At 35.2% G+C, this 21,779-nt stretch carries 18 protein-coding genes and 1 tRNA gene; 9 read left to right on the top strand and 10 right to left on the bottom strand.

The genetic code is table 11. The features are described 5' to 3' along the window. Window positions 1–15 precede the first annotated feature (15 nt). Window positions 16–1,197, top strand: a complete 1,182-nt coding sequence (locus C3L50_RS02135; RefSeq protein ID WP_103804482.1) for an aldose epimerase family protein — start codon at window positions 16–18, stop codon at window positions 1,195–1,197. Window positions 1,198–1,394: 197 nt separating this feature from the next. On the opposite strand, the gene C3L50_RS02130 is transcribed toward C3L50_RS02135, so the two are convergent. Continuing rightward, the gene (locus C3L50_RS02130; RefSeq protein ID WP_103804481.1) at window positions 1,395–2,264 is read right to left on the bottom strand and encodes an AraC family transcriptional regulator; all 870 of its coding nucleotides are present in this window, start codon (window positions 2,262–2,264) and stop codon (window positions 1,395–1,397) included. 108 nt (window positions 2,265–2,372) lie between these two features. On the opposite strand from C3L50_RS02130, the gene C3L50_RS02125 reads away from it, so the two are divergent. Next, window positions 2,373–3,188 carry an SDR family oxidoreductase gene (locus C3L50_RS02125; protein ID WP_103804479.1) on the top strand — a complete coding sequence of 272 codons (816 nt, stop codon included), beginning with the start codon at window positions 2,373–2,375 and terminating at the stop codon, window positions 3,186–3,188. A 2-nt stretch (window positions 3,189–3,190) separates the two neighbouring features. Continuing rightward, window positions 3,191–4,381: a mannonate dehydratase gene (gene uxuA, locus C3L50_RS02120; RefSeq protein ID WP_103804477.1), complete on the top strand. Its 1,191-nt coding sequence runs from the start codon at window positions 3,191–3,193 to the stop codon at window positions 4,379–4,381. Window positions 4,382–4,477: 96 nt separating this feature from the next. On the opposite strand, the gene C3L50_RS02115 is transcribed toward uxuA, so the two are convergent. Further along, window positions 4,478–5,671, bottom strand: coding sequence for a carbohydrate binding domain-containing protein (locus tag C3L50_RS02115; protein WP_165783952.1), 1,194 nt, complete (start codon window positions 5,669–5,671; stop codon window positions 4,478–4,480). A gap of 691 nt (window positions 5,672–6,362) precedes the next feature. On the opposite strand from C3L50_RS02115, the gene C3L50_RS02110 reads away from it, so the two are divergent. Together C3L50_RS02110 and fsa are read left to right on the top strand one after the other, a co-directional pair. After that, on the top strand, window positions 6,363–8,402 hold the full coding sequence (locus C3L50_RS02110; protein WP_103804474.1) for a transketolase family protein: 2,040 nt from the start codon (window positions 6,363–6,365) through the stop codon (window positions 8,400–8,402). Window positions 8,403–8,428: 26 nt separating this feature from the next. Further along, complete coding sequence (gene fsa / locus C3L50_RS02105) at window positions 8,429–9,085, top strand: fructose-6-phosphate aldolase (RefSeq protein ID WP_103804472.1); 657 nt, start codon at window positions 8,429–8,431, stop codon at window positions 9,083–9,085. Window positions 9,086–9,197: 112 nt separating this feature from the next. Here fsa and C3L50_RS02100 read toward each other — a convergent pair whose 3' ends face one another. From C3L50_RS02100 to C3L50_RS02080, 5 genes are all read right to left on the bottom strand, one after another. Further along, window positions 9,198–11,540: a glycoside hydrolase family 2 TIM barrel-domain containing protein gene (locus tag C3L50_RS02100; protein WP_103804471.1), complete on the bottom strand. Its 2,343-nt coding sequence runs from the start codon at window positions 11,538–11,540 to the stop codon at window positions 9,198–9,200. Window positions 11,541–11,555: 15 nt separating this feature from the next. Then, the gene (mgrA, locus tag C3L50_RS02095) at window positions 11,556–12,545 is read right to left on the bottom strand and encodes an L-glyceraldehyde 3-phosphate reductase (protein WP_103804469.1); all 990 of its coding nucleotides are present in this window, start codon (window positions 12,543–12,545) and stop codon (window positions 11,556–11,558) included. 133 nt (window positions 12,546–12,678) lie between these two features. Next, a tRNA-Val gene (locus tag C3L50_RS02090) sits at window positions 12,679–12,756 on the bottom strand. Between the two features lie 205 nt (window positions 12,757–12,961). Next, window positions 12,962–13,762 carry a hypothetical protein gene (locus C3L50_RS02085; protein ID WP_103804467.1) on the bottom strand — a complete coding sequence of 267 codons (801 nt, stop codon included), beginning with the start codon at window positions 13,760–13,762 and terminating at the stop codon, window positions 12,962–12,964. Between the two features lie 111 nt (window positions 13,763–13,873). Then, entirely contained in the window at window positions 13,874–15,115 is a 1,242-nt protein-coding gene (locus C3L50_RS02080) for a bifunctional folylpolyglutamate synthase/dihydrofolate synthase (RefSeq protein WP_103804466.1), read from the bottom strand. Between the two features lie 124 nt (window positions 15,116–15,239). Here C3L50_RS02080 and C3L50_RS02075 point away from each other — a divergent pair, with 124 nt between their 5' ends. Both C3L50_RS02075 and C3L50_RS02070 read left to right on the top strand, forming a co-directional pair. Further along, window positions 15,240–15,935: a MotA/TolQ/ExbB proton channel family protein gene (locus C3L50_RS02075; protein ID WP_103804464.1), complete on the top strand. Its 696-nt coding sequence runs from the start codon at window positions 15,240–15,242 to the stop codon at window positions 15,933–15,935. 4 nt (window positions 15,936–15,939) lie between these two features. Further along, window positions 15,940–16,335 (top strand): ExbD/TolR family protein, encoded by a 396-nt coding sequence (locus tag C3L50_RS02070; protein WP_103804463.1) that lies wholly within the window; start codon window positions 15,940–15,942, stop codon window positions 16,333–16,335. A gap of 94 nt (window positions 16,336–16,429) precedes the next feature. Here the strand turns inward: C3L50_RS02070 and C3L50_RS02065 are convergent, their stop codons facing one another. The 3 genes from C3L50_RS02065 to C3L50_RS02055 form a co-directional block, all read right to left on the bottom strand. Then, on the bottom strand, window positions 16,430–17,326 hold the full coding sequence (locus C3L50_RS02065; RefSeq protein WP_103804461.1) for a hypothetical protein: 897 nt from the start codon (window positions 17,324–17,326) through the stop codon (window positions 16,430–16,432). A 74-nt stretch (window positions 17,327–17,400) separates the two neighbouring features. Further along, a complete protein-coding gene (gene nhaA, locus C3L50_RS02060; RefSeq protein ID WP_103804460.1) occupies window positions 17,401–18,555 on the bottom strand; it encodes a Na+/H+ antiporter NhaA in 1,155 nt (384 codons plus the stop codon). Between the two features lie 13 nt (window positions 18,556–18,568). Next, on the bottom strand, window positions 18,569–19,657 hold the full coding sequence (locus tag C3L50_RS02055) for an anhydro-N-acetylmuramic acid kinase (RefSeq protein WP_103804458.1): 1,089 nt from the start codon (window positions 19,655–19,657) through the stop codon (window positions 18,569–18,571). A 96-nt stretch (window positions 19,658–19,753) separates the two neighbouring features. Between C3L50_RS02055 and C3L50_RS02050 the strand changes: the two genes are divergently transcribed. Both C3L50_RS02050 and C3L50_RS02045 read left to right on the top strand, forming a co-directional pair. Next, window positions 19,754–20,896, top strand: coding sequence for an acyl-CoA dehydrogenase family protein (locus C3L50_RS02050; RefSeq protein WP_103804457.1), 1,143 nt, complete (start codon window positions 19,754–19,756; stop codon window positions 20,894–20,896). 87 nt (window positions 20,897–20,983) lie between these two features. After that, window positions 20,984–21,661, top strand: a complete 678-nt coding sequence (locus tag C3L50_RS02045) for a Crp/Fnr family transcriptional regulator (protein ID WP_103804455.1) — start codon at window positions 20,984–20,986, stop codon at window positions 21,659–21,661. The last annotated feature ends 118 nt before the right edge of the window (window positions 21,662–21,779 follow it).

The raw sequence follows: 21,779 nt of genomic DNA, 5'->3' as shown, positions 1-21,779 counted from the left end.
AAAACCAAAATAATTATGAATGTAGTAAAGCGTTATATTTGTGGATTTGCAATACTGAGTTTGGCATTTTTAAATGTTCAGTGTAAAGGCAAAGAAAAAGACGAAAAACAAGAAAATACCACACAAAAAATGGATAGTGTATCAATAGAAAAAAAGGAATACGGAACAACTCCTGATGGAAAAAAAGTAGATGTTTACACGCTTAAAAACCAAAAAGGAATGGAAGTTAATATTATGACTTATGGCGGAATTATTACGTCATTAAAAGTGCCAAACAAAGCAGGTGCTTCAGAAGAAGTGGTAATTGGGTTTAATAATTTGACACAATACACCAAAGACAATCCTTATTTTGGAGCTCTTATCGGAAGATACGGAAACCGAATTGCAAAAGGTAAATTCAGTCTTGATGGAAAAGAATATCAATTGGCAATCAACAATGGTAAAAATGCTTTGCACGGTGGACCAGAAGGGTTTCACAGAGTAATTTGGACTGCTGAGGAGGCAAAAGGTGGAGATGTTGCGACTTTGAAATTGAAGTATGTAAGCAAAGATATGGAAGAAGGATATCCTGGAAACCTAACTGTTTTTGTTACTTATACTTTAAATAAAGACAACGCTTTAGACGTTCTTTATGAAGCAACTACCGACAAGAAAACGATCGTAAACTTAACGCAACACTCTTATTTTAACCTTTCTGGAGATTTTACAAAAACTATCTTGGATGATGAGGTTGTAATTGATGCTGACAAATTAGTTCCAGTTGATGCTGATTTGATTCCAACAGGTAAATTGATGGATGTAGCCAATACACCTTTCGATTTTAGAAAACCTAGAGTAATCGGAAAAGACATTGAAGTAAAAGACGATCAATTGAAAAAAGGATTAGGATACGATCACTGCTGGGTGTTGAACAATCAAGATAAAGGATTCCGATTTGCAGCTTCGGCTTATAATGCTAAAAGCGGAAGGTTGCTTGAAGTGTATTCTGACCAACCAGGAATTCAGCTTTATACTGGAAACTTCTTAGATGGAACTTTACCAATGCGAAACGGCGGAACCTATGCTCACAGAACAGGATTGTGTTTAGAAACACAGCATTATCCAGATTCTCCAAATCAAAAAGATTTCCCGACAACAGTATTAAATCCGGGAGAGAATTATAAAACAAAAACTACTTTTAAATTCTCTGTAAAGTAAAAATAAACTAAACACACTGTTTGTTTAGTAGCGAAATAATTTAAAATGATTTGGTTTTTTAAATTAGTTTAGTAGTTCTAAAACCCTGAAAGGAAACTTTCAGGGTTTTTGGTTTTATAGAGTTGCAAGATTCTTATGCTCTACAAATATTCTATTCCAGTGTGACAAATTGCAAGAATAAAGGATTGTCAGTTTTACTATTTGCTCAACATCAACTTTCGATATTGCGAAGGCACATGACCTGTATTTTTTTTGAAATTTTTATTGAAATGCGAAAGGGTTTCAAAACCACATTTACTACTAATCATCGAAATACCGATATCTTCCATCAACAATAGTTTGCAAGCATAACCAATTCGCATATCTAAAATGTAGTTTTTAAATGATTTTCCTGTTTTGCTTTTAAAATAACGACAAAATGCAGTAGTATTCATAGCAGCAAATGAAGCAATTTCTTCAAGGCTAATAGTGCGCGTATAATTTTGATTTAAAAACGAAATTACTTTATCAATTCTTAGCGTGTCATACTGGGTTTCGTCAACAAAATCGGTGGTCGAAATGGTTTTTCGGTTGTCTGTTTCAGACATTTCTTTGAGAATTTCTAAAAACAGCATCAATTGATTTATTCCATCTTGCAAAGGAATTTTTTCTAATAACTCCTGCAATTTTTGAGAACTACCTCTGGCAAAATAGATACCTCTTTGCGATTCATGAAGAAGATTTTTTATTTTAACAAAATGCGGATAATGATGGATGGCATGATACATAAATTCTTTTTCAAAATGAATAATGGTACCTTTTACTCTTAGAGCTTCATTTCCTTCATGATAGACATCATCACTCTTTAAAAAATGAGGTAAATTGGAGCCAATTAGCAATATATCTCCAGCTTCATATTTCGTAATGTTGTTGCCAATAAACCTAGTTCCAGTACTTTCTTTAATGTAAATAATCTCATATTCAGAGTGAAAATGCAAAGGATATGTGAAATGATTGTAATCATATAGACGAACATTCAATGGAGTTGACTTCGATATTAAAAGTCGTTCGTTCATTATGGTTTTCATAATCAATTCTTTTAAATTGCAAATATAGAATTAGTATATGCAAATTTAGTAAAAATAATTAGCATTACTATTGGTTAAATTTGTTGGTAAATTTTTAAAAGAACAAGTATGAATGATGCATTTAGTATTAAAGGAAAAGTAGCCATAATTACTGGAGCTGGTGGAGTTTTAGGAGGAAGTATTGCCAAGAGTTTTTTACAAGCTGGAGCAAAAGTGGTAGCTATTGATATACACGAAGAAAACCTTAATAAAAGAGTAGCGGAACTTTCTGTTTTTGGAACTGATATTATTGGAGTTGTGGGTAATGTCCTTGATATAGAGAGCTTAGAAAATGTAGCCAAAGAAGTAGTAGCAAAATGGGAGCGAATAGATATTTTATTAAATATAGCAGGCGGAAATTTGCCAGGTGCGACACTAATGCCCGACCAAGAATTTTTTGATATGAAAATTAGCGATTGGGATAAAGTAACCAATTTAAACTTAAACGGAACCGTTTTTCCTAGTATGGTTTTTGGTCGCGTTATGTCGAAACAAAAAAGTGGTAATATCATCAATATGTCATCCATGGCAGCTTATTCGGCCATAACTCGAGTGCCAGGATATTCGGTTGCGAAAACTGGAATTAGCAATTTTACCCAATGGTTGGCTACTGAAATGGCCCTGAAATATGGCGATGGAATTCGTGTAAATGCCTTGGCGCCAGGTTTTTTTATTGGTGACCAAAACCGTAGAGTTCTTATTAATGAGGATGGTTCGCTCACAGATAGAAGTAAAAAAGTATTAGCAAAAACGCCAATGGGGCGTTTTGGAGATATTGCGGAATTAAACGGAACTGTTCAGTTTTTGTGTAGCGATGCTGCGAGTTTTATTACAGGAGTAGTGTTGCCAGTAGATGGTGGTTTTAGTGCATTTAGCGGCGTATAATTATGGAAAAAACTTGGAGATGGTTTGGCAAAAAGGATAAAATAGCTTTATCGATGCTTCGCCAAATTGGAGTAGAAGGCATTGTTTCTGCATTGCACGATATTCCGAATGGTGAAATCTGGACGGAAGATGCCATTTTGGATTTGAAAAATTATATCGAAAATGCAGGCTTGCGCTGGTCGGTTGTAGAAAGTCTTCCAGTGAGCGAAGGCATAAAAAACAATGCGCCCAATAGAGACCAATTAATTGACAACTATATTATAAGTCTTGAAAATCTTGGAAAATCAGGTTTGAAAACCATTTGTTATAATTTCATGCCCGTTATCGATTGGATTCGAACCGACTTAGAGTATAAATTAGAAGACGGCACTTCGACTTTGTTTTTCGATAAAATCAAATTTGCTTATTTCGACATTTTAATCCTGAATCGAAAAAGCGCCGATAAGGATTATACAAATGAAGAATTGGCTAAGGTTTACGAACTAGATAAAACTATTACTGAAGCCGAAAAACAACAATTGATAGACACTATTATTGTAAAAACACAAGGCTTCATTAATGGAAATATAAAAGCAGGAGACCAAAATCCTGTGGCAATATTCAATAGACTACTAGCAGTTTATGACAATATCGATAAAAATGAATTGCGTGAAAACTTGCGTTATTTCTTAAATCGGATTATGCCAGTTTGCGAACAATATGGTATTAATATGTGCATTCATCCTGACGATCCACCGTTTCAAATGCTCGGTTTGCCACGAATTGTTACCAATGAAGAAGACATTCAATGGATTTTGAACACCGTTGATAATCCGCATAACGGATTAACGTTTTGTGCAGGTTCGTTGAGTACAGGTATCCGGAATAATGTTCCTGAGTTGGCAAGGAAATTTGCATCACGAACCCATTTTGTGCATTTAAGAAGTACCGAAGCCTTAGAAGGAGGTAATTTCATTGAGGCTTCCCATCTAGAAGGTCGTGGACATTTGATAGAATTGGTTTCTATTTTTGAAGCTGAAAATACAAAATTACCAATGCGAGTCGATCACGGTCGAATGATGTTGGGTGACGAAGACAAAGGCTATAATCCAGGATATTCGTTTCACGGTCGAATGTTTGCTTTGGCACAAATGGATGGTGTAATGGCAACTGTTCAGCATTTAAATCCAATAATGCCAAACAAATTACTTTAGTTAAAGCTTGTATTGGGATAGTTATAGGTAAAAAAAACAGTGGTAAACTTTATGCTTACCACTGTTTCAAATATTGCTTATTAAATACTTTCTTTTTTAGTTTTTCAAAAACTTAAATTGTTTGTTAGTGTCTGTAGAAATAATATACATGCCATGACTTAAATCAGATAAATTAACAGTTTCAATAGCATCTGCACTCTTAACTTTTTTTACTGTTTTTCCACTAAGATCGATAATCGATACTGATTTGATAGCTGTTTCTGAGCTAATATTCAAATTATCGGTAACTGGGTTTGGATAGAAAACGATTTTATCATTTTTAGCAAATGCTTCTGTTTTCAATGGAACAGTTTGAGCTTCATTAAAAGAGGCATCATCAATATAAAATGTTTCTGTGCTTTTTCCTAAATCCAAACTTAATTTTGTGGCAGTAGCAGTAGCTTTGAAGACCAAAGCTAATCTTTGCCAGCTTGTGCCAATAGTAGTTGAGTTTCCGTAAACAGCTGTTCCTCCTGAAGTTGATAAACGCATTTTACTAGCTCCACCAACAGATTTAATCCAAATGGCTACTTCATAACTTCTTCCTATTACAGTAGTTACGTTGTCTGTTTGTAGTTGAACATTGTATTCGTTGGCGCCAGTAGAAATCGCTTTCAAAGCACTAGCTCCTGAACGGAATTGGGTCAATTCTTGTGTCATTTGTGCAGCACCATTAGTAGCATTCCAATTGGCAAATACATTTCCAGAAGCACCCGGAGTGGTTTCAAAACCACCATTTACTATATTGTTTTTTGTCAAAGAATACATTTCAATGTCATCTATATAAAATGTGTCAGTGCTTTTTCCCATATCGAAACTAATTTTTGTTGAGGTTGAATTAGCGGTAAATGAATAAGAGATTTGTTGCCAAGCTGTTCCAATTGTAGTAGCAGCACCATAAGCATTTCCTCCAGAACTAACAGTAGATAAACGGATAGTACTAGCACCGCCAACAGATTTAATCCAATAAGTCACTTCATAACTAGTACCAACTACTGTGGTAACGGCATCACTCTGGAGCTGTACATCCCATTCGTTAGTTCCCATCGAAACAGCTTTTAGACCTCTAACGCCTCCATGAACATTAACAGTTTCAGCCGTTAAATTTGTTTGTCCAGAGGTTCTTGACCAATTGGTAAAACTGTCTCCAGTTCCAGCTTCAAGAGTGCTGTTTAATAATAAATTCTGTGCACTCATTGTAAATGATGTACAAGTTACCGTTACAAGTAGAAAAAGTAATTTTTTAATCATGATTTTTAGTTTTTTAATGGTTGTTAAATTAATAGATTTTATTAAAACAAACGATTGCATAAAACAATCGATTGTTTAACAAAACTATAAAATATTTTGATACACAAAAGATATTTTGTTTTATTTTTTTTGATTACAATAATAATATTGATGTTTTGTTTGGAATTTAGCAAAAAACACAAGTGATTAGGTTCTGAAAAATCGATTTCGTTTCGATAAGTTGTTCGAAATCATTAAAAAAACAAGTTGTTAATCGCTGATTTTAAACGTAAAGAGGTTTTGTTTTTTTAGAATAAAAAGCCGTTTTTTAGTAATTATTATGCTTTTTTTGACCGTTATAAAGACTAATTTGTTTATTTTTGCCCCGTTTAAAAAATGAATTTTTAGCAGCAGTAGTTGCATAAAAATTTGTTGATAATCCAACGCAACTGTTTCTAAATTATTGATTTTTTTATTTCTTCTTCCAACTCAGATTTCTGTGTTTTAGAAAACAAATAAAGAACGTATAAAATCTATCAATTTATTTGCATTATCATAGCTTCTGTTTTTTAGACAAAAAGAGAACGAATTTTTTTTTGATTTTGTATTATTAATTTGGCTACATTTGTAAATGTATTTTTCACACTTATTATCTATTTTGGTGATATACAATGTGAATTGAGAATAAAAACAATAAATTATAATAGAAAAAATGAACAAACAAATTGACAATTTAGCTGCTGACAACATCAGAGCTTTAGCCATATCAATGGTTGAAAAAGCAAATTCAGGTCACCCTGGAGGCGCAATGGGAGGTGCTGATTTCTTACACATTCTTTATACCGAATATTTGAATTTTGATCCAACTGAAATGAACTGGCCTTTTAGAGATCGTTTCTTTATGGATGCGGGACATTTATCTGCTTTGATGTATGCACAATATAGTTTATTAGGAAATTATTCTAAAGAAGATTTACAAAATTTCAGACAATGGGGTTCAGTAACTCCAGGACACCCTGAAGTTGATGTTCTTAGAGGAATCGAAAACACATCTGGACCACTTGGGCAAGGACACGCAATGGGAGTTGGAGCTGCAATTGCTGCCAAATTCCTAGACGCTAGATTCGAAAGTCTTTTTACTCATACCATTTATGGTTTCATCACTGATGGTGGTGTGCAAGAAGAAATTTCGCAAGGTGTTGGTCGTATAGCAGGACATTTAGGGTTGAACAACTTTATTATGTTCTATGATTCAAATGATGTGCAACTTTCTTCTATGACGGATGAAGTTACATCTGAAGATACTGCTAAAAAATACGAAGCTTGGGGATGGAAAGTAATCACAATTGATGGTCACGATCACGCTCAAATTCGTAAAGCATTAGACGATGCCAATGCTGAATCAGAAAAACCAACCTTAATTATTGGTAAAACCATTATGGGTAAAGGTTGCGTTTTGGCAAACGGAGATATGTATGAAGGAGAATGTGAATTGCACGGAAAGCCAATTGGTGATACCAAAGCTGATTTCAAACAAACCTTAATCAATCTTGGAGCCAATCCAGAAAGTTCTTTCGATATTTATGAAGAAGTTCAGACATATTATACTGAAGTTTTAGCTAAAAAAGTGGCTGATGCTGCTGTTAAAAAAGCAACTATTGCTATTTGGAAAACAGCTAATCCAGCTTTAGCTCAAAAAATGGAAATGTTCCTTTCTGGAAAATTACCTGATTTAGATTTAAGCCAAGTGGTTCAAAAAGCAAATGTAGCTACTAGAGAAGCTTCTTCTATAGTCTTAGGATATTTGGCCGAAAACCTTGAAAACGTAATCGTTTCTTCGGCAGATTTATCTAACAGTGATAAAACAGATGGTTTCTTGAAAAAAACTACTGTTTTGCAAAAAAACAACTTCAAAGGAGCTTTTTTACAAGCCGGAGTTGCTGAATTAACAATGACTGCTATCGCAAACGGAATCGCTCTTCACGGAGGTGTTGTTCCAGTTGTAGCTACTTTCTTTGTGTTTTCAGATTATATGAAACCAGCGATTCGATTGGCAGCTATTCAAGAATTGCCAGTAAAATATGTCTTGACTCACGATTCATTTAGAGTAGGTGAAGACGGGCCAACACATCAACCAATTGAGCAAGAAGCGCAAATGCGTTTGATGGAAAAAATCAAAAACCATTCAGGTCACCAAAGTTTACTAGCACTTCGTCCTGCCGATGCTATCGAAACTTCTGTTGCTTGGGATATGGCGTTGAAAAACACAACAACTCCTACGGCTTTGATTCTTTCAAGACAAAATATCAAAGACATTCCAGCTATGGGAACTTCAAGATACCAAGAGGCTACCGAAGCTAACAAAGGAGGATATTTAGTAAAATCAGTTGCAAATCCTGATATTACTTTATTCGCTAACGGTTCTGAAGTTGCAACACTTATGGATGCTGCTGTTATTTTGGAGAAAGAGAATAACCTAAAAGTAAATGTAGCTTCTATTATCTCAGAAGGTTTGTTCAAACAACAATCTGCAGCTTACCAAGAAAGCGTAATTCCTAAAGGAAAATTAGTTTTCGGCCTTACTGCGGGACTTCCTGTAAACCTTGAAGGGTTAATTGGCGATAGCGGAAAAGTGATCGGACTGGGTCATTTTGGTTATTCAGCACCAGCAAGCGTTTTAGACCAAAAATTCGGTTTCAACCCTGAAAGTGCTAGCAAAGAAATCCTAAAATACATTCAAGAAAGTAAATAATTAATCAAAAATAAACCCAAAAAGAAATGAAATTTTTTATAGATACTGCCAATTTAAAAGACATCAAAGAAGCCAATGATCTTGGAATTTTAGACGGTGTAACGACTAATCCATCGCTAATGGCGAAAGAAGGAATTACTGGAGCCGATAATATCCTTGCTCATTATGTAAAAATATGTGAATTAGTAGATGGAGATGTAAGCGCCGAAGTAATCGCTACAGATTTTGAAGGAATGGTTGCCGAAGGCGAAATGCTTGCTGCTTTGCATCCTCAAATCGTGGTTAAACTACCGATGATTAAAGACGGAGTTAAAGCATGTAAATATTTTTCAAACAAAGGCATTAGAACCAATGTTACTTTAGTGTTTTCTGCAGGTCAAGCATTATTGGCTGCAAAAGCTGGAGCAACTTATGTGTCTCCTTTCATCGGAAGACTAGATGATATTTCTACAGATGGAATGGCTTTAATTGAAGAAATCAGATTGATTTATGACAATTACGGGTACGAAACTCAAATTCTAGCTGCATCAGTTCGTAATGTAATGCACATTATCAATTGTGCCAAAATTGGATCGGATGTAATCACAGGTCCTTTGAGTGCTATCGAAGGTTTGTTGAAGCACCCATTGACCGATATTGGTTTAGCTACTTTCTTAGCTGATTTCAAAAAGGGAAATAGCTAAGTAGCCAAAGCCTAAAAACCAAAAACCGTCCCGATAATTCGAGACGGTTTTTTTGTGTTTTTTTTGAAATTATGTTTGTAAAAATTAGACTAATTTCATAATCTGAATAGTGTTATTTTTTCGATACAATTTCAACTGCAATAGAATCGGATGTCAAACCCTCGGCAGTTGCTTTTAGTGAAATGGTTCCACTATTTTTGTTTGCTTTGATAATAGCAATTGCCGTACCTTGATAAGTTCTAGTTGCTGGACCTTGATACCCATCGTGATTGATAATGTTTCCATTATCGACCGCAATAATTTTGCCAGCATCCGTAATCGTAAATTTAATTTGATTGTCGGCAGTGGCACATCTAATTCCTTTTTCGTCCACAATCGTTGCGGTAATAAATGTCACATCGTCCCAATTGTTAGCTAAAGTTGGAATGCTTTTGGTTAAGATAATTTTAGCAGGTTTTCCAGCAGAAGTCTGTTCTTCCTGAGCAACAATTTTTCCGTTGTTTTTTCCAATGGCTTTGATCGTCCCAGCTTCAAAAGTAACATTCCATTCTCTTGGAGAATCATCGGCAGGTTTTTTTAAGGCACCTAATGATTTCTCGTTCAAAAAAAGTTCTACTTCCTCACAATTGCTATAGACATTCACTTTGGCATTGTCGTAAGTGTCAAAATCATTCGGCGTCCAATCAGCAACCCAAACACCAGCTCCCGCATTATCCGATTTTCTCACAATGTGCACCACAGGCTCTTCAGACCACCAACTGTCTCTTTGCAAAGATTGTTGTTTCCAGTTTCCGGCTCTGTCAAATAAACCTTGATTGTTAGTGGTTTCTGGCCAATCGGCTTCGCCTAAATAATCGTAACCCGTCCATAAAAATTGTCCTGCCATATAGGGCTTGTCTCGCAATGCCAACCATTGAACAAGCACATGAGTGTTTTCGGTGCCAATAACTTTCCAAGTTGGATGCGCTTCGTGTGCAGCTATCAGTTCGTTTTCGCGATAATTTTGACCCACAATTTCCATATGATCGGCAAAGCCACTAAGGTAAACTTTAGAATTGGCGGGTCTGAAAAGTGCCATAGTTACAGGTCTAGTATTGTCCTGTTTTTTAACAACATCTTCCTGCATTTTATAGGTTTTAAAGCCTTCAGGATAACTAAGGTCATCGTGAACTTCGTTGCCAATGCTATAAATAACTATCGAAGGATGGTTTCGGTCTCTTAAAACCATGTCTTTGGTGTCTTGTTCCCACCATTCTTTGAAAATTAAATTATAGCCTTTTTCGCCATTGTGTTTGGCCGCTGTCCAAGTGTCGAAAGTTTCGTCCATCACCACAAATCCCATTTGATCGCATAAATCCAAAAATTCTGGAGCAACAGGATTGTGTGAAGTTCGAATGCCGTTTACGCCCACTTCTTTTAATTTTTTCAAGCGTTCTTTCCAAACTCCAAGCGGAACTGCAGCGCCAACCGCTCCACCATCGTGATGCAAGCAAACTCCTTTTATCTTGTAATTCTTATTGTTTAACCAAAAACCAGTATCGGCTCTAAATTCAGCATTTCTGATTCCAATGGTAGTCGTCTCATTATCAATAAGCGTTTTTCCGGAATACAATTTGGTAGTTACAGTATATAAATTGGGTGCTTCAATATCCCATAATTTAGGATTTTGAACCTCCATTTCTTTGGCTAAATTGCTGGTTGTATTGGCTGCAATATTTTCTTGACTTTCGCTAGATTTTACAATTTTTCCTTTGCTGTCAACAATATCAATTTGCAGTTTATAAGTTCCAGCTGCTCCTTTGTTTTCTATTTCAGTTTTAACGCTCACAACCGCTTTTTGTGCAGATGCATTTGGAGTCGTAATTTGTGTTCCCCAATGTTTGAAATGTGTTGGATTTACAACTACCAAACGTACGTGACGATAAATTCCAGCACCAGTATAATAACGAGAAGCAGGTTGGACAGAATTATCAGCTCGAACCGCTATGACATTGGTTTTTCCTTTTCCAAAGTTCAAATAAGGCGTAAGATCATACGTAAAACTGATGTAGCCATACGGACGTTTTCCTAAATGGTTTCCGTTAATCCATACATCGCTGTTGGCCATAACGCCATCAAATTCTATGGTTAGTATTTTATTAGCATCAGCGGCGTCTAATTGAAATGTTTTGCGATACCAACCAATTCCTGTTGGCAAATAACCGCCACCACGTGCCGACGGATTTTCACGATCATAAGGCCCTTCAATACTCCAATCGTGCGGAACATCGAGTGTTCTCCAAGTTTTGTCATTAAATGTAAGTTTTTCGGCTCCAGCTATTTCTCCTTTTGTAAATTGCCAATTGGCGTCAAAATTGATTGTTTTTCGCCCTTGCGAAAAGATCGCTGTTGTGGCAAATACTAAAATAAGTATGAAGCTAAATCGTTTTGCTTCTGTTTTTTTGAAATTCTTCATTATTGTTTGGGTTTGTTACTTTAAAATCAAATCAATATTGTTTAATTCTTCTTTGCTGAAACTCGTGTTTTCTAAAGCTTTGATAGAATCTAAAATTTGTTCGGGTTTGCTTGAACCAATTAATACCGAAGTCACTCTTGGGTCACGTAAAATCCAAGCCAAAGCCATTTGGGCTAATTTTTGGCCTCTTTCTTTGGCAATATTGTTTAAAGCGTAGATTTTTTCTAATACTTCAGGAGTAATATGATTGGCGTTTAGAAATTGTCCGCTTGTAGCTACTCTGGAATCAGCAGGAATTCCGTTTAAATATTTATCGGTTAATAATCCTTGTGCCAAAGGCGAAAACGGAATGCAACCCACATGTTCTTTTCCTAACAAATCCAAAAGTCCATCTTCGACCCAACGTTCAAACATCGAATATTTGGGTTGGTGAATTAGGCATGGTGTCCCCATTTCTTTTAATATTTTGAACGCTTTTTCGGCTTCGGCAGGTCGGTAGTTTGAAATACCAACATACAACGCTTTTCCTTGTTGCACAATTAAATTCAATGCTGCCATAGTTTCTTCCAAAGGCGTTTCTGGGTCTGGTCTGTGATGGTAAAAAATATCTACATAGTCCAAATCCATTCTTTTTAAACTTTGGTCTAGACTGGAAACCAAATATTTTTTTGAACCCCAATCGCCATAAGGGCCATCCCACATCGTATAACCCGCCTTCGACGAAATAATCATTTCATCTCTGTGGTTTTTGAAATCTAATTTTAAAATTTTCCCCAGACATTCTTCTGCCGATCCAGGAGGTGGGCCATAATTGTTAGCCAAATCAAAATGGGTAATTCCATTATCAAAAGCGGTTTTTATCAAGTTTCTGCTGTTTTCAAAATCACTGTTGTGACCGAAATTGTGCCATAATCCTAATGAAAAAGCCGAAAGTTTAATTCCTGAGTTTCCACATCTGCGATATTCCATTTGGTCATATCTGTTTGTTGCTGGTTGGTAAGTCATTTTTTATAGATTTTTCGTAATCGTTTACGAAGATATTTCATTTTTTTTAGAACTTTTTAAAACAATCCTAAAATAAAAGTTGTGTGGAAGTATTTGGGCAAAAAAAAACTCCAACATTTCTGTTGAAGTTTCTTGGTGGGCGATGAGGGGTTCGAACCCCCGACCCCCTCGGTGTAAACGAGGTGCTCTGAACCAGCTGAGCTAATCGCCCTATTTTATTAGGTTGCTATCATTTCGTGATTGCGAGTGCAAATATAGACAGGTTTTTCGCTTTTGCAAAACTTTTTCATATAAATTTCATTATTTTTTTCCGTGATTTTGTATTTGCTTAGAATCTAATTTATTAGGATTGTGTTCTAAAAGAAACAACTCCGTTTCAATTAGTGAAATGGAGTTGTTTTAGATTAATTTGGATGTTATTTAGACATTGTGGGCTCATTGTGGTAGATGAAATCACCATGAAGTCCCGTAAAAGATTTTCTCATTTCGTCAAAAAAAGCTTTTCTGTCTTCTTCTTTTGGCCAGGCTGCTTTTATTAATTCATCGTCTTTATCGCTTGATTTTTCCATATCAGACATAGAATCAAACAAAAATGCTTCTACAAAATCTCTACTATCAGCTCCCCAATAATGGCGGTGGGGATAGTATGCTTTTATATATGGGTTTTTTAAAGTTACTTTTTCATTGAATTCTTTTAATCCTTTTCCTTGACCAGTCATAGATAATTGAGATTTTCGAATGTAAACAATCATGGGTTCTTTCGAATCGGTTTTTAATTCTTTATGACCTGCTAATGGTGAAGAGGTGTAGATTTCGTCAGAGTGCATGGTGGTGTAATAACTTCTTTGTTTGTCGAAAAATTCTTTTCTAGCCTTTTCGTCTGGCCAAGCTTTTTTTATTAATTCGTCTGAAACGTCTGCTGATTTTTCAATGTCTTCCCAGGTTTTGTAAACTGAAATATGTAAAATTTCAGTACTGTTGGCAGTATAATAATGCGTCAGAATTTCGGAACCAATGATTAAATCATTCTTACTTGTAACCTTGTCATAATATTCCTGTTCTGTTTTTCGCCAATCTTTTCCGTCTGCATTAAGATTTCGATGCATAGTTGTTACTGTAATGAATACAGGTTTTTGTTCTTCTTGAGCACAAATTGTTGTACTCAAAATAAATGTTAAAATTAACATTACCGATGCTAAAAAACTACTTTTTTTCATAATAATCTAGTTTAAATGGTTAATTAATTGAAAATTAGAACATAAAGCTAATCAATTAATAATCATTTATTTAGATTAAATTAAACTATTTTTTTATAAAAAAAAGGTGTATTAAAGTGAAATCCTTTTGTTTATTGGCAATTCAGCGACAACAAAGGTACTTCCACCAATGAAAATAAAATCATTACCCGTGGCATTTTTCTTAGATTGGCTGTAAGCGCTTGCAACAGAAGGATATGTGTCTCCAATAAGATTGTGTTTTAACGCAGCTTGTTGTAAAACATTTGTTTCTAAGCCTCTAGGAATATTGGGTTTACAGAAATAATAAATTGCATTAGTAGGGAATAGGGGTAAAACTCCATCCAAATCTTTGTCGTTTACTACTCCCAAAACAATGTGCAAGGTGTCGAATTTTTCTTTTTGGATTTGTTTCATCACGATTTTCAATCCATTTTTGTTGTGTGCTGTATCGCAAATTATTTTTGGTGAATCGCCTAGTTGTTGCCATCGCCCTTCGAGTCCTGTATTGTGTACAACATTCAATAAACCCGATTTAATGTCGGTTTCATAGATTTTAAATTCCTTTTGGGAGTTGATTACGGCAATGGTTTGCAAAACCGTTTTTTTGTTGTGTTTTTGATAATCTCCAATCAAATCTGATGGATAATTATGCGAAATCAAGTCAGAAGCAAAGTATATTTCAGAATGATTTTCATTGGCTTTGGACAAAAAAACAGGCTTAGTTTCGGGAGTGTATTCTCCAATAACAACAGGAATTGCAGGTTTGATGATTCCTGCTTTTTCAAAAGCAATCGCTTCTAGAGTATTGCCTAGAAATTGAGTATGATCAAGACCAATATTTGTAATTACTGAAACCAGTGGTGTGATAATATTTGTTGCATCTAATCTTCCACCCATTCCCACCTCGATAATGGCGATGTCCACTTTTTCTTTGGCAAAATAATCGAAAGCCAAACCAACAGTCATTTCAAAGAAACTCATATCATTGGCTTCAAAAAAAGCTTTGTTTTTGGTTATGAATTCACATACAAAATCTTCCGAGATTTCCTCCCCGTTAATTTTGATGCGTTCTCTGTAATCTTTTAAATGTGGCGAAGTGTATAACCCAACGGTGTAACCAGCTTCCTGAAGTATCGATGCCAACATATGCGATGTAGAACCTTTGCCGTTGGTTCCTGCAACGTGAATACATTTTAGTTTTTTTTCAGGATTATCAAGATGATTCGAAAGCAAATGAGCATTTGTCAAATCCTTTTTGTAAGCCGATGCGCCCTGAAGTTGGTACATTGGCAACTGATTAAACATCCAGTTTATGGTTTCTTGATAATTCATTTTCTGTTAAATAGGAGGTGGACTAAAATAATTTTCGTTTTTTTTAGTTTAATTGTACATCGAAAAGTATCTTTGGTTGCAAATTTCAAGTATTTTTTAGAATTAATGAATAAAATAATAATTTATGTTTAGTTTAATCCAATTACAAGCCGATACTATTGCCAATGCTGCTACTGGTGCAGTAGTCGAAAATATCGCTCCTAACACAGAAATCTCGGTTTTACAATTTATTTTTAAAGGAGGTTTTTTCTTAATTCCAATTGCAATTCTCTTATTTTATACATTTTATTTAGTAATCGAACGTTATTTATACATTCAAAAAGCGTCTAAAATTGATTCTCTAATGATGCGAGATGTGAGAGATAATCTCAACTCTGGAAAGTTGGATAGGGCATTGTCTATCGTAGAAAGAAATAATACTTCTTCTGGAAATGTTATAAAAGAAGGGATTTTATTAATAGGCAGACCTATTTCTGAAATTGAATCGAATATGGATCGTGCTGCCGATATTGAAATTGGCGAAATGGAAAAACATTTAGGACAGTTAGGATTGATTGCAGGAATTGCTCCAACCTTAGGATTTATCGGAACAATTTCGGGAGTTATTAAGATATTTTACAGCATTTCAGTAACTGAAAATATCAGTATTGGTAATATCTCAGGCGGATTGTATGAAAAAATGATTAGTAGTGGTTCTGGTTTAATCGTGGGAATTATTGCTTACAGTGCTTATCACTTATTGAACGGTAAGATTGATAATTTTGCGCTGAAAATCCAAAAGCAAATATTAGAATTTGTAAATATTATTCAAAAATCATAGCGCAATGTCCATAAAACGAAAAAGAAGATTCCACGCCGAGGTTGCTACCTCTTCGTTGAGTGATATTATGTTTTTCTTATTGCTTTTTTTCTTGATTATATCCACTTTGGCGAATCCGAATGTGATTAAAATGACATTGCCTAAAGCTAAATCTAACGAGAAAACGAACAAACAATACATTAGTTTATCCGTTACCGAAGATAAGAAATTCTATCTCGACAAGCAGCCTGTTCCTTTCGAAGAATTAGAAACAACTTTAATGTCAAAAATGAACTCCCAAAAAGATCAAACGGTTATTGTACGGATTCCGTTCAATTTACAAGTTCAAGATTTAGTTGATGTTTTACAAATTGGGGTAAAAAACAATCTGAAATTTGTGATTGCTACTAGTCCGAAATAGTATTGATTTTCTATAAAACTATCAAACAAAAATGCCTCGAATTCATTCCGAGGCATTTTTTATTTATTTTATCTATATAAATTCATCTCTATTCTTAATTCAAATTGAAATTATAAACAATCTTGCCTACTTGTTTTTCTGGTGCATCGCTGCTGGCATCCCATCGTGTATTCATTGCAGCAATTTTGGCTTGTTCTAATAAACAACTTGCCGTATTGGTCGAACCTTTTACTCCAGCAATCGCACTAGTTGTTCTTCCATTTCTATCAACAGATACCTCTACAACGACTTTTCCAGATTCATTGCAAGTGTATTTTGGAGCAGGTTTAGAAATCGCTTTTCTATTTCCTAATGAATAACCTCCGCCACTTCCATTTCCAGAACCTCCACCACTTCCAGCACCGTATCCGCTTCCTGTTCCAATTCCGTTGCCGGTTCCGTTACCTCCGCCAGTTCCGCCTCCAGATCCTCCAGTTCCATAATAGCCATTAGAACTTAAACTTCCGTTGGCTTTTCCTTTGTTGCCAGCTGTTTTATCATCGCCATCACCACCTTTATTCGAGCCTTTCATAATACTTGCCAAAGCATCATTAGTATTATTTGAAACTTTTGGTTTGGCTACTACAACAGGTTTCGGTTCTTCTTTTACTACAGGCGTTGGTTTTAGAGGCTTTTCTTTTTGCGGAATTACGACACTTTCCTCTGTGGTATTTTCCTGTGACAAGATGGATTCGTCTGGAGTAGCTTGAGTTGGAGTTTGTTTGGCTTGATTGTGAATGTCCAAAATCTCACTTTTATAATTGGCTCCAGAACCCAAATCGCTGTCGCCAAAATTAACGGTAACGCCTCCGCCACCTCCGCCACCAGTCAATTCTTCCAGATTAGCTGGAGGCCAAAATCGAATGAAGAATAAAATCAACAGCAAGAGTCCGTATAATAAAACGGAGATTAGTATTGATTTTCTTTGATCGGAAGAAATGGTCGTGCTCATTGCTAATGTGTTAATGCGTATTGGTTTTAAAAACGTTGAAATGTACTAAAAATTGCTTGCTTACTAAAATGGTATTAATCCGTTTTTAATACAAATTTCAAACCGACAAATCCAATTATTCCAGCTAGTAAAGAAGAAAGTAGAATTATAATTTTGGCATGATTGATTATACTTACATCTTCAAAAGCTAATAAGGTCACAAAAATAGACATTGTAAATCCAATTCCGCCCAAGAATCCAACGCCAAATATAGAAGTCCAATTCAGGTCACTAGGAAGTTTGCAAATGCCTAATTTTACTGCAATCAAACTTAATGTAAAAATTCCAAGAGGTTTTCCAATTATAAGTCCCAATGCAATTCCGATACTGTAATGCTGGGTTACAATTTCTTGCATATCCAAATCCAAAATGATGGCTGTATTTGCCAATGCAAAAACTGGAAGTATGATAAATGCGACTGGTTTGTGCAAAAAATGTTGTAATATATAGGATGTAGATTTTTTATCTCCATTTCCAAAAGGGATTGCAAAAGCTACTAAAACTCCAGTAATTGTTGCATGCACACCAGAATTAAGCATAAAATACCACATCACAACTCCCAAAGTCAAATAAGTAATTAGGTTTCTTACTTTGATTCGGTTTAAAATTAACAAGACAACAAAAATGCCCATTGCAATGCAAAGGTTGGTCCAAAAAATAGTTTTAGTGTAAAATAAAGCAATTACTAAAATCGCTCCCAAGTCATCAATAACCGCCAATGCAGTCAGGAATATTTTTAGTGAAGTTGGAACTTTATTGCCTAATAAGGATAAGATTCCTAAGGCAAAAGCAATATCGGTTGCCATCGGGATTCCTGCTCCAGATTGAGTTGAAGTACCATAATTAAAATATAAATAGATGGCTGCTGGAATAAGCATTCCTCCAATGGCTCCAAAAATAGGTAAAAGCGCATTTTTGATATTCGACAATTCTCCCTGATAGACTTCTCTTTCTAATTCTAAACCAATCAGCAAAAAGAAAATGGTCATTAATCCATCATTAATCCAATATTCTATAGGTTGACCATGAAAAGAGGTGTGCCAAAAATGGATATATTCTGAACTAAAAATAGAATTCGCCAATGCCAATGAAATCAATGTGCAGGCTATTAGGATAAGTCCCCCTGCTTTTTCACTTTCTAAAAATTCTTTGAATAATTTTGAAGATATGTTTCGGGTTTTTTGTATCATTTTTTAAAAGTTGCTAAGTAAAGAAATAAATTTCTCCCGAACTATGATCTGCTTTTGCACCTGTTACACTGCTCAAAACATTAATTTCGCCTCGCAATTTCAAGACGCCAAGTAAGGCAAATATTAAAGCTTCTTTGAATTCTAATATTTTTGACTTCGGAATAACAAGTTTAATTTCAGGTAATTGGGATTGAATTCTCTCAATTAGAAAATCATTATAAGCACCTCCGCCAGTTACTAACATTCGACTTTTCTTGTCTTTGCGAGTTTCGAAGAGATCCAAAGCCAAAGCAGTTTGTAAAGCCACATGCTCTGTAAAAGTATATAATTTGTCTTCAACAGCAATTGAGTAACTTTCAATTAAAGGCAAAACAGTTTCTTTTACAAATTCAAAACCCAATGATTTAGGGAAGGTTTGTTGGTAAAAATCCAAGGCATTTAATTCGTTTAACAAATTGGTATTGACTTTTCCTGTTCGTGAAATTTGGCCTTTGTCATCATAATTCAACCCCAATTGATTGGCATAAAAATTCAGAACTGTATTTACAGGCGAAATATCAAAAGCAATTCGTTTGCTGTTTTGTTCGAAAGAGATGTTTGAAAAACCACCCAAATTAATACAATAATCATAGTCCGAAAATAAAATTCGGTCACCAATAGGAACTAAAGGAGCGCCTTGACCACCCAATTTGACGTCTTGAACCCTAAAATCACAAACCACCGTTTGATGAGTCAAAGTTGCTATTTCGGGCAAGTTGCCTATTTGTAACGTAAATCCATTTTGGGGTTGATGCAAAATAGTGTGACCGTGAGAGCAAACGGCATCCAGATTTTCAATTTTATGTTTTTCAATAAAATTAGAAATAATCGAAGCGAGAAGTTTAGTGTAATCGTGGTTTAGTTTCTCAAGCTGTGTTTTTGAAAAATCTACTGCTGTTTTGAGTTGGTCAATCCAGTCTTGGCTATAGCTAATGGTTTCACTTTCTAGGATTTCAAAAGTCCATTTGGTATCGATTAATTGGAATTTAATATGAGATAAGTCAACTCCATCCAGCGAGGTTCCTGACATTAATCCGATAACGTTGTAGTAATTTTTTTTCATTAGTCAAATTTACGAATCATAATTGAATAGTTCCGTATAAAAAATTATCTTTGAATGTATTTTTATAACAAATAACGTCATTTATTTTAAATAATTATGGATTTTAATCTAGCCGAAGAGCAATTAATGGTGCAACAAGCTGCCAGAGATTTTGCCCAAAACGAACTTTTGCCTGGTGTAATTGAAAGAGACGAAAAGCAAATTTTTCCAGCTGAACAAATCAAAAAAATGGGAGAGCTCGGTTTTATGGGAATGATGGTCGATCCAAAATACGGCGGAAGCGGTCTTGATACAATTTCGTATGTTTTGGCAATGGAAGAAATTTCTAAAATTGATGCTTCAGCTTCGGTGGTGATGTCTGTCAATAATTCTCTTGTTTGTTGGGGATTGCAGGAATTTGGAACCGAAGAACAAAAACAACATTGGTTGCCACTTTTGGCATCGGGTCAAATTCACGGTGCTTTTTGTTTGAGCGAACCCGAAGCTGGTAGCGATGCCACTTCGCAAAAAACAACCGCTATCGATATGGGCGATTATTATTTGGTAAACGGAACAAAAAATTGGATTACTAACGGGAATACAGCTTCGTTTTATATTGTCATTGCCCAAACCAATGTCGAGAAAAGAAGCAAAGGAATTAATGCGTTGATTATGACCAAAGATATGCCGGGATTTACCGTTGGACCGAAAGAGCATAAAATGGGAATTCGTGGTTCTGATACACATTCATTGCAATTTAATGATGTAAAAGTACCTAAAGAAAACAGAATTGGAGAGGAAGGTTTCGGTTTCAAATTTGCAATGAAAACTTTGGCTGGAGGAAGAATTGGGATTGCTTCTCAGGCATTGGGAATCGCTTCTGGAGCTTATGAACTAGCATTAAAATATTCAAAAGAAAGAAAATCCTTTGGCACAGAAATTTGTAACCATCAAGCAATCGCATTCAAATTAGCCGATATGTTTGTCAATATTGAAGCTGCTCGTCATCTTTGTTTGAAGGCAGCTTGGGATAAAGATCATCATCATAATTATGACATTAGTGGGGCAATGTCCAAACTTTTTGCATCGCAAACCGCTATGGATACTACAATTGAAGCTGTGCAGATTCACGGAGGAAACGGTTATGTTCGCGAATACCACGTAGAGCGATTGATGCGTGATGCCAAGATTACCCAAATTTATGAAGGGACTTCCGAAATCCAGAAAATCGTGATTTCACGAAGTATTATTGCTCACTAGATTGAAAGTATTAATTTATAATACCCTTCAGAGTTGAAAATTTTGAAGGGTTTTTTATTTACTTTTACACATTATCGACGCAATCTTATGTATGAAGAATTAAAATACTGGTATTTACGAGACCACAAATTGTTTTGGACATTGAGTATGTCGCAAATCAAACAATTGTGCATTATCACTGGTTTTAAAAAAGCATCAAAAGGAGAAATTATTTATTTCTCTTCTTCCGATGTGCCTCGTATTTTTTTGCTCAAAAAAGGAAATATCAAAATTGTAGCCGTTGATGAAGATGGAAATGAAACTATAAAAGACATTATTCAGAAAGGGGATTTATTTGGCGAATTAACTTTGGAAACAGATGATAAAGCCAATGAATATGCAAAAGTACTTTCGGATGATGTGACTATTTGCAGTTTTCTGATGTCTGATTTTGAAGATTTATTGCTAAGAAATCCCACCTTGGCACTTTCCTATACCAAGTTTGTGGGGCTGAAAATGAAGCGCATCAAAAACAGTTATGCCAATTTAATTTCTAAAGATGCCAAAACCAGATTGTACCAATTCCTGAAGGATTGGGCAGAAAAAGAAGGAGTCAGAGAAGGGAATTCGGTTACTATTGGTAATTATTTAACCCAAAATGATATTGCCCAGATTATTTGTACTTCAAGGCAAACCGCAACTCAATTACTGAATGAAATGGAAGCCAATAATCTTATAATGTATAACAGAAAAGAAATTATCATTGCTGATATAACCCAACTATAACTTATCCTGACAGGATTTTGGAGAAAATATTCACTTGGGGAAAATTGTCCATCAAGCCACGTTAATTGTCCATTTATATTGTTTGAAGGCCGTCGCATCTTTGCACTGTCAATATCGA

This window comes from Flavobacterium alvei (assembly GCF_002920895.1).
Classification (GTDB): Bacteria; Bacteroidota; Bacteroidia; order Flavobacteriales; family Flavobacteriaceae; genus Flavobacterium; species Flavobacterium alvei.
Note: the sequence above shows the minus strand (reverse complement) of the source record. Positions and strands in the feature narration are given on the sequence as shown.